This is a genomic window from Vibrio sp. 10N.247.310.17, from assembly GCF_041466605.1.
GTDB lineage: Bacteria > Pseudomonadota > Gammaproteobacteria > Enterobacterales > Vibrionaceae > Vibrio > Vibrio tasmaniensis_A.
The window spans coordinates 23,579-32,263 of the sequence record NZ_JBFSTC010000062.1; the positions used below are offsets into that span (position 1 = coordinate 23,579).

General features: G+C 45.2%; 9 protein-coding genes. 6 read left to right on the plus strand and 3 right to left on the minus strand.

The window, feature by feature from the left end; genetic code table 11:
* The first annotated feature begins 57 nt into the window (after positions 1–57).
* The 6 genes from AB6D80_RS16480 (at position 58) to AB6D80_RS16505 (ending at position 6,365) form a co-directional block, all read left to right on the plus strand.
* On the plus strand, positions 58–1,350 hold the full coding sequence (locus AB6D80_RS16480) for an extracellular solute-binding protein (RefSeq protein WP_009846306.1): 1,293 nt from the start codon (positions 58–60) through the stop codon (positions 1,348–1,350).
* A 257-nt stretch (positions 1,351–1,607) separates the two neighbouring features.
* Complete coding sequence (locus AB6D80_RS16485) at positions 1,608–2,489, plus strand: ABC transporter permease subunit (RefSeq protein ID WP_009846305.1); 882 nt, start codon at positions 1,608–1,610, stop codon at positions 2,487–2,489.
* Positions 2,490–2,527: 38 nt separating this feature from the next.
* Positions 2,528–3,370 carry a sn-glycerol-3-phosphate ABC transporter permease UgpE gene (gene ugpE, locus AB6D80_RS16490; RefSeq protein WP_372189095.1) on the plus strand — a complete coding sequence of 281 codons (843 nt, stop codon included), beginning with the start codon at positions 2,528–2,530 and terminating at the stop codon, positions 3,368–3,370.
* The gene (locus AB6D80_RS16495) at positions 3,360–4,670 is read left to right on the plus strand and encodes a sn-glycerol-3-phosphate import ATP-binding protein UgpC (protein WP_372189097.1); all 1,311 of its coding nucleotides are present in this window, start codon (positions 3,360–3,362) and stop codon (positions 4,668–4,670) included. The genes ugpE and AB6D80_RS16495 overlap by 11 nt, the downstream gene beginning before the upstream one ends.
* A gap of 56 nt (positions 4,671–4,726) precedes the next feature.
* On the plus strand, positions 4,727–5,446 hold the full coding sequence (locus tag AB6D80_RS16500; RefSeq protein ID WP_371703918.1) for a glycerophosphodiester phosphodiesterase family protein: 720 nt from the start codon (positions 4,727–4,729) through the stop codon (positions 5,444–5,446).
* 181 nt (positions 5,447–5,627) lie between these two features.
* On the plus strand, positions 5,628–6,365 hold the full coding sequence (locus AB6D80_RS16505; RefSeq protein ID WP_102459118.1) for a sulfite exporter TauE/SafE family protein: 738 nt from the start codon (positions 5,628–5,630) through the stop codon (positions 6,363–6,365).
* A 104-nt stretch (positions 6,366–6,469) separates the two neighbouring features.
* On the opposite strand, the gene AB6D80_RS16510 is transcribed toward AB6D80_RS16505, so the two are convergent.
* The 3 genes from AB6D80_RS16510 to AB6D80_RS16520 all read right to left on the minus strand — a co-directional run bounded on the left by AB6D80_RS16510 (position 6,470) and on the right by AB6D80_RS16520 (position 8,659).
* A complete protein-coding gene (locus tag AB6D80_RS16510) occupies positions 6,470–7,243 on the minus strand; it encodes a murein L,D-transpeptidase family protein (RefSeq protein WP_371703916.1) in 774 nt (257 codons plus the stop codon).
* 2 nt (positions 7,244–7,245) lie between these two features.
* Positions 7,246–7,728, minus strand: a complete 483-nt coding sequence (locus AB6D80_RS16515; protein ID WP_371703915.1) for an N-acetyltransferase family protein — start codon at positions 7,726–7,728, stop codon at positions 7,246–7,248.
* A 211-nt stretch (positions 7,729–7,939) separates the two neighbouring features.
* A complete protein-coding gene (locus AB6D80_RS16520; RefSeq protein WP_372189100.1) occupies positions 7,940–8,659 on the minus strand; it encodes a glycosyltransferase family 25 protein in 720 nt (239 codons plus the stop codon).
* Positions 8,660–8,685: the final 26 nt, after the last annotated feature.

The following is an 8,685-nucleotide window of genomic DNA, read 5'->3' on the forward strand; positions in this document are numbered from 1 at the left end:
CTCGTTAATACTCAAATTCAATACCTCTATATCGATTTCATCCAAAAGGAAAAGAAGATGAATAAGCTAATTTTGGCAGGCGTTCTTTCTGCGACAGCAGCAATGCCGGCGTTCGCAACGACTCAAGTTACTTGGTGGCACGCAATGGGCGGCCAACTTGGAGAAACCGTCAATAAGATTGCGACTGACTTTAATGCGTCACAAGATGATTACAAGATCACGCCAATCTATAAAGGTTCATACACAGAGACCTTAACAGCGGGTATCGCAGCATATCGAGCAGGCGAAGCTCCTAACATTCTACAAGTCTTCGATGCCGGTGCTGCAACCATCATGAACGCGAAAGGTGTCGCGAAACCGGTACAGGATATTCTGGTTGAATCGGGCTACAACTTTAATTCGAATGATTACCTAGCGGGCGTTCGTAACTTCTATGCCGACAACCAAGGCAAGATGGTTGGTATGCCTTTCAACAGTTCGACGCCGGTTCTTTACTACAACAAAGACCTTCTCGCAGAAGTGGGAGCCGAAGCGCCTAAGACTTATGAAGAACTCGAAGTGGTTGCTAAGAAACTGAAGGCCGAAGGACACATCGCGTTTTCTCAATCTCTAACGCCATGGATCATGTTTGAAAACTTTAAGTCTCGCCACAATCTACCGGTCGCAGACCAAAACAATGGTTACGACGGCTTATCCACTAAGATCATGTTCAATACCAAAGACATGATGATGCATGTTAGCAAGATGAAAGAGTGGTCAGATCTAGGTTACTACAAGTATTACGGCAGCGACTGGGACGCGAACCAAACACCTTTCGAGCGCCAAGAAGTGGCGATGTGGATGGGTTCTTCAGGCTCGTTCGGTGGCTTGCGTAACCGCGTGCCTTTCGAGTTAGGCACAACTTACCTTCCATACTGGAAATCGGTCAACCCTGATGCTGGCTTAACCTTCATTGGTGGTGCCGCTCTGTTTGCACTCAATGGCCATGACCAGAAACAGGACAAAGGGGTTGCAGCGTTCTTTGATTACCTGACAAAGCCTGAAACTCAAGTGTACTGGCACAAAACAACAGGCTATGTACCTGTAACAACGGCTGCCTATGAACTAGCGAAAAAGTCCGGCTACTACACAGAGCAGCCAGACGCAGAAGTGGGCGTTAAGCAACTAAGCCTCAAATCGGGCGAGTGGACTAAAGGCTACCGCCTAGGTTATTACCCGCAAATCCGTGAAGTGATGCACCGTGAGTTCGATAACATCTTCGCTGATCGCTCTAGCGTCGAGAGCAGCCTAGACAAGGTCGAAGATGAGAGCAGCAAACTACTAAAGCGCTTCGCTCGAACGATGAACTAGATCGATCAGTAAACTGGATCGATTAATGAAACGAAACTATTCACAAGCTTAAGGCTTAGCGAATCAGAGCCGTTCATCACTCCTCACTACTTGTCACTGCGTCGCTAAAAAAACGCTATGGCAAGGCGTGAGGAGACTCTTCTCTAGCGCCATTTCTTGCTCCAACAACGATAACTCAACGGGATGCATGCCTGATACAGCGCTAGTGGTAACAGCCGCTCATAGTGGCCACTGTAATTATTTTTAGGGATTACCCTGTGGAACGACGTCAACAATTCTTTCACTCTCCGCTGCCTTACCTATTTTTGGCACCTCAGATACTCATCATTGCGGTTTTCTTTATCTACCCAGCAGCAAAGGCGGTTTACCTTTCATTTATGCTGGAAGACCCTTGGGGCACCTCATCTATATTCGTCTGGTTTGAGAATTACCAAATGCTATTCGAATCGAGCGAGTACCTGAACTCGATTGGCTTTACTTTGATGTTCGCAATTGTGGTCTCTTTCTTATCACTTGCCTTGGCTCTGCTGCTTGCCGTGAAAGCCGACAACATCATTCACGGACAAGGCGCTTACAAGGTCACTCTCACTTGGGTTTATGCGGTTGCCCCTGCGATTGCAGGTGTTATTGGTGCTTTCTTGTTTAACCCGCACATTGGCGTGTTCACAGAAATCTTTGCTGTTGTGGGTTGGGATTTTAGCTTCCAAACCGATCCCGTGGATGCCACGTTTGCTCTGATTTTGGTTTCCGTGTGGAAACAGGTTTCGGTGAATTTCATCTACTTCCTAGCGGGACTCCAATCGATCTCTTACGCCGTAAAAGAAGCGGCGATGCTGGATTGTGTCAGCGACTCAAAACGTTTCTGGACCATTACCTTCCCACTGCTCGCCCCGACTGGCTTCTTTCTACTGGTCATCAACCTCACCTACTCATTCTTTGAAACCTTTGGCGTGATAGACACCATGACCAATGGTGGCCCAGGTGGCGGTACAACTTCACTAGTGTACAAGGTGTATCGAGATGGTTTTGTTGGCGCAGATTTAGGCGGCAGTTCCGCCCAGTCTGTTGTGTTGTTACTACTGGTACTCACTCTCACATTTATCCAGTTTCGCGTTGTAGAAAAGCGCGTCCATTACTAGCCCCTCCCCGCTAGGATTTAACGCGACAGGAGTTATTTATGAAAAGTAATAAGGTCTCAGACCACCTAATTTTAATTGCAGGGATGCTGTTTATGTTGGTCCCTATCTGGCTAATCTTCGCTAGTTCTACGCATAACCCAAACACCATTGTCAGCGAAGGTCTGCAATGGCTACCGGGCGATAACTTTACGGCCATTTATAGCGAAGCTTGGAACAAAAGCATGGGCTTTAGTGGCGAAGTCACCGCCAGTAAAATGATCACCAACTCGATGATCATGGGGCTAGGTTTTGCGATCGGTAAGATCATCATTTCGATGATGGCCGCGTTTGCTTTGGTCTACTTTAGACTCCCTTACGCCACGGCGTGGTTTTGGCTGATCTTCGTGACGCTGTTACTGCCATTAGAGGTTCGTATTATCCCTTCCTATGAAGTTGTCGTTGGGCTTGGTCTTCTTAATAGCTATACAGGGTTGATTCTGCCTTTGATCGCATCAGCCACCGCGACCTTCTTTTTCAGGCAATTCTTCAAAACCATCCCCGATGAATTGTTAGAAGCAGCTCAACTAGATAATGCAGGCCCATTTCGATTCTTTGTCGATATCTTGCTGCCTCTTTCTAAAACCATGATCGCCGCGATCTTCATCATCATGTTTGTGGTGGGTTGGAACCAATACCTGTGGCCAATCATGATGACTACCGACGAAGGCTACAACACCATCGTGATGGGCATCAAACAAGTACTCAATAATATCAATGAAACCAGTTTACCGCGCTATGACTATGCTTTCGCCATGGTGATTTTAGCCATGTTGCCACCCGTACTAGTGGTGGTTGTATTTCAGCGTTGGTTTGTAAAAGGGCTAGTAGAAAGTGAAAAATAATAACGACACAACTCAAATGAACAATAACCGCATTCAATCACTCGATGAGTACAAGACGTCTCACCTACCTTCTCACCAAGCTATCCACAAAAATACAGAGGACACCCCGATGCCAAAGCTAAAACAAACGTTAGCGCACAACCAAGCCACTCACGATCGTACGCGCAAAGCTCCCATCATGCTGGGTATCAAGAACTTGGTAAAGACGTATGAAAACGGCCACCAAGCCGTCAAAGGAGTCTCGCTTGATATCGATGAGGGTGAGTTCCTTGTTTTGGTGGGTCCTTCTGGTTGTGGCAAGTCTTCTATCCTACGTTCCATTGCGGGTTTGGAAAGCATTTCTGGTGGCGAGATTCACTTAAGTGGTCGCCGTGTTGATACAGAGAAACCTGCCCTGCGTGATATCGCGATGGTCTTCCAGAATTACGCGCTCTACCCGCACATGTCGGTTTACAAAAACCTCGCTTATGGCTTAAAGAACCGAGGTGTTAGTCAGCACCTTATTGAAGAGAAAATTGAGAAAGTCGCCAAAACGCTGAAAATCGAAGAATATCTAGACCGCAAGCCAGCCAAGCTTTCGGGTGGTCAACGTCAACGTGTTGCCATGGGGCGAGCGATTGTGCGCGACCCTCAACTTTTCCTGTTTGACGAACCTTTGTCTAACCTAGATGCCTCACTGCGTGCTCACATGAGATTAGAGATCAAAAAACTGCAACACGAACTTGGCGTGACCAGTGTTTACGTGACTCATGACCAAGTCGAAGCCATGACACTGGCTGATAGAATCGTGGTGCTCAACAAAGGCCAAATTGAACAAGTCGGCACACCAAGAGAAGTCTACCACCAGCCTGCCAGCACCTTTGTGGCAAGCTTTATTGGCAGCCCTGCAATGAATTTTTTACCAGCAACACTCGATGACGGATACCTTGAGATTGGTGATCAGCAAATGTACTTACCCGAGTACGCCCACGTAAAAAATACAGCTATCACACTTGGTATTCGTCCAGAGCACTCTGAAATTGGTTCAGAATTGATGATGAATACCTTGCCTCTTGAACTGCGTATCAGTGTGGTTGAGCCTTTGGGTCCAAATCAATTGGTTCATGGTCTGGTGAACGAGCAGCCCTTCATTGCAGTAACACCCGAAACGACACTGTGCCAAGCCGTCCCCCTAGCGCTAAGAATCGATAAATCCAACCTGCATATTTTTGACAATCTTGGCAAACGCATTCACCCAAATAACTTCACATCACAGGAGTCACACGAAGATGCGACAAGCTTAACGACGGCTCTCGCTTAATCGAGTACACTGATATTTAATGCGTTTTTACGGTGCGTCTTTAAGAGGGATTAATTATGTCGTCTATCATCGTAGGTCATAGAGGTGTAGCAGGTACTCACCCAGAAAATACCAAAGCAAGCATTGAACAAGCGGCGAAACTCGGTTTGAAATGGATTGAAGTTGATATTCAGCCCACTCAGGATGATCAACTTGTGGTTTGTCACGACCACACGCTTGAGCGCTGCAGCGATGGCAAGGGTCGTGTCGACGAACATACCCTTGCAGAACTGCGTCAGCTTGACTTTGGCAGTTGGAAGTCTGAGCAGTTCGCGGGTGAGAAAATACTGACGCTGGAAGAGTTGCTCGCGCTTGTTGAGCTGTATGATCTCAGCGTCAACCTAGAAGTCAAAGTCGATAGCCGACATCAAGCACCTCATGTCGTTGATTTGCTGCACACCGAGTTGATCCATTCAAATCTAGACACCCACAGAGTTTTGCTTTCAAGCTTCAGCCATCAAGTCGTTGCTGAAATCGCTCGTCATTTACCTAGATACCGTGTCGGTGTGATCACAGAGCAACTGACTCAAGATGATCTTATGCTGATTGATGAGGTTAAAGCGTTCAGCTGTCACATGAACTACGAGCATCTGAAGCAGAGCGATCTTGATACACTTGGTGAAGCAAACATTCAAACATGGTGCTACACCGTCAATGATCCGTCTCGCTTCAAATTTCTCTCAAAAGTAGATGCTGTATTTACTGATTTTCCGAATCAGTTCAATCCTATAAATTGAGCTCGTAAATACCGCAAAAATAGCCCCGATAAACTTTAAATAAACTCCCGGGATGCCTTAAAATTAATTCTCGGGAAACCATAAAATTAAGTAGCAAACACAAGTGAGTAGGAGTACATTCCGCTACTCACTTGGTTTCATCGCTCGTTCTATTTAGACAGCTTCATTGGTTACTTAATTTATGGATCTCATTTTTAGTCCAACCTTCCCAATTTTGGGTGCAATCTTCATTTTCGCCGCTATTGTTCGTGGCTTCTCAGGTTTTGGTTTCACCTTAGTGGCATTGCCATTGAGTGCGTTATTCGTGCCTGTTATCGAACTGGTTCCTGTTTTCATGCTGATCGACCTGTTAGGCAATATCCAATTGCTGCCGAAGGTTAAACATCACGTAAATTGGCGATGGGTTTCAAAGGTATTTATCCCCTGTTTGGCCTTCACGCCCGTCGGCTTGCTGTTGCTCAAATCCGTTAGCCAAGACACGATCATCTTGATCATCAGTGCCTTCATTCTTGCGTCAGCAATCATGATCTACAAAGGGTTCCAATACAAAAGCGAACCTAGATTTGCTCCCTATATTCTAGGCAGCCTTGCGGGGATAATGAATGGTGCAGCTTCCATGTCTGGCCCTCCGGTTGGCACGCATGCATTGGCAAGTCCTGTCGCACCACACATTGCCAGAGCAGGCCTGATTGCGTTCTTTGTACTAGCTGATTCCAGCGCCTTTGTTACGGCCTCTATCGCAGGGTTAGTCGATCGTGATGTGGTCTGGCTTACTCTAGCACTCTTACCAAGCAGCATGTTTGGCGGCTATGTCGGTTCGAAATTGTTTGAGAGGTTTGGTGGAGCGAAGTTCAAGCCTGTCACCATTGCATTGCTTATCGTGATTGCGATATTCAGTGCTGGTCGAGTCCTACTGTAACTGGCTTTAGCGGTTAATTTCGGAAGTTGGTTTTACGAATTGACTACGGAAATTGACTGCGCTAATTGATTCCGCAAATGATTAATAAAATTGGGTACCAATGACTACCATTCGATATGGATAGGGGTACCCATTTTTACGAGTTGAATGAACTCATCCATATCTTGATTGGTTAGTGCAATACAACCATCCGTCCAATCAAAGCTTTGAATAAAACTAGGCGAACGGCGCTCACCATTTTTAATACCGTGGATCTTGATATTCCCTCCAGGGTCGACATCATTTTCTTCAGCCCACTGCATATCCGAAGGTTCCGGGTAGCTGATATGCACCGAGCGGTGAAAATCCGATTCTTCCATCACATAATCGAGCTGGTATTCCCCTTCAGGTGTTCGGTTGTCTCCTTCAAAACGTTTATGCCCTTTCGGTTGTTTCCCTAACGCAATACGAAACTCTTGAATGACCTCATCACCCTTAAGTAGGTACATTCTACGTTTCGATTTATCAACTTTGACTAAAGTAACCACTTGCGACAGAGAGTCTGCCTCAGAAAAGGGACCGGTTAGAGTGTAAGACTGTTGAGAAGAGCTTTGAGGGGGACGTTTAGATGAACCTTGAGACAGCTGGGCAACTTGTTCGCCAGAGTTACTGCTAAGAACATCATCCACAATAATCACATGTTTGGAATTTGAGATCACTGAAGAGGGTGAGTTAGAGGAAGACGTTGAGACACGCTGAGAGTGAGCCGGTTTCGACTCGAATACAATGGTTTCGATTGCCGTCGCGTCAGAAATTATCTTTTCAACCACAACCTTTTCAGCTTGCACACTCGAAGCTACAAACAGTAAACACAGTGATAAAGGCAAAAATAGGCGCACCTTTAGTTCTCCTCAAAGCGCATGGACATGGTTCGTGATTGAGTTTCCATGCCTAACGATTCATAGAAACCCTTAGCTTGCTGATTAAACTCCATCACTTCTAACCTAAGCTCAATAGCACCACTCGCTTGCGCCCACTGATTAAACGACTTCATCAACGCTTTGCCGACGCCTTGGCTCTGAACCTGATCGTTTACCACAATCGTATTCACTCGCGCTATTTTGTGAGACTGAATGAAGCTTACCCCTTTATTCTGCGTTACCTTCCCCACCAAGAAACCAACAACCTGTTGAGCGTCAATCGCAACTAAGAAAGTGCCAACCGGATCAAGCATCAATCCCAACCAATATTCTTCACTATCAGCTAAGCCATGAGAAGCGGGAGCAAATACCATAGGGGCACCAAGATGATGTTGACGATTTATTTGCATAGAGAGCTCTAAGATCGAGCTAATATCAGTTACCTTAGCGTTCCGGATTTGCATATCACTACCTTTTTAAATTCAATAACACCTTAGCAAAAATAGCTTAGCTGTGCACCGTCCTACTCTTTTAACAAAACTTTCGAGCTAGAGCTTGATACCACTAATTACATGACACGATAACGAAGAACAGCTCCCAATTGGGAGCTGTTCTTATATCTAAATCTCGGTTCGTTCTAAACGAATGACGTAAAATCAATCAGATAAGAAACGATTAAAAACCGTTAAACATTTTGGGTCTGCTTTTTTTGATTATTACGGTATAGGTCAAATTGAACAAACCATTCATAGCGACATCTCTAAACTTACTTAAGAATTTTAGAGTTTTAATACGGAGTGATTTTTTTGTTCTAGAAGACCGATTCCCAATGACTGAGCCACCTTCTCCCCCGGTTAATCCTGCAGGAGATATTCCGTAAGTTGGTTGCTTATGAAGCCATACATTTCTAATAAATACATCTACTGGGTAGAGGAATCGTTCACTTTTTTCTATAAAAATTTTCGCCACATGCGGTGTGATCATATAGGCAGTGGTGCATAGTGGTGTTTTAATATGTCGCACTAGACTTTGTTCGTCATCGAGATTTTCAACGACATAATTATACTCTCTCTTAGTCGAATAATTTTCCAATCTCATAAAACCACACTCTTCAATATGCTTACTGGCAAATTGAACCGTTTTTCCAAATACATCGACATCAACAACAACATCGTCTTCGAAGACAATAACTGGTTGATTTAACTGAATGCATCTTTCCCACGCTAAATAGTGACTACCATAACACCCGATCTCACCAGGAACAGCGATCCTTCCATTTAGTGCATAAAAGGCGGTTTCATCATAGAAATCCATCAAAGGATGAGGTTTAGAGGACATAGCATCAACAGCACTCAACTTTTCAATATCGGCGTTTTTCAAGGTAGTTGTCATCATTCGCTTGTTTACTAAGCAGCTTCTCT

Excerpts from the sequence above, each read along its gene's own strand:
- AB6D80_RS16480 (WP_009846306.1), top strand. The coding sequence starts at position 58 with ATGAATAAGCTAATTTTGGCAGGCGTTCTTTCTGCGACAGCAGCAATG.
- ugpE (WP_372189095.1), top strand. The coding sequence starts at position 2,528 with ATGAAAAGTAATAAGGTCTCAGACCACCTAATTTTAATTGCAGGGATG.
- AB6D80_RS16500 (WP_371703918.1), top strand. The coding sequence starts at position 4,727 with ATGTCGTCTATCATCGTAGGTCATAGAGGTGTAGCAGGTACTCACCCA.
- AB6D80_RS16505 (WP_102459118.1), top strand. The coding sequence starts at position 5,628 with ATGGATCTCATTTTTAGTCCAACCTTCCCAATTTTGGGTGCAATCTTC.
- AB6D80_RS16515 (WP_371703915.1), bottom strand. The coding sequence starts at position 7,728 with ATGCAAATCCGGAACGCTAAGGTAACTGATATTAGCTCGATCTTAGAG.
- AB6D80_RS16520 (WP_372189100.1), bottom strand. The coding sequence starts at position 8,659 with ATGATGACAACTACCTTGAAAAACGCCGATATTGAAAAGTTGAGTGCT.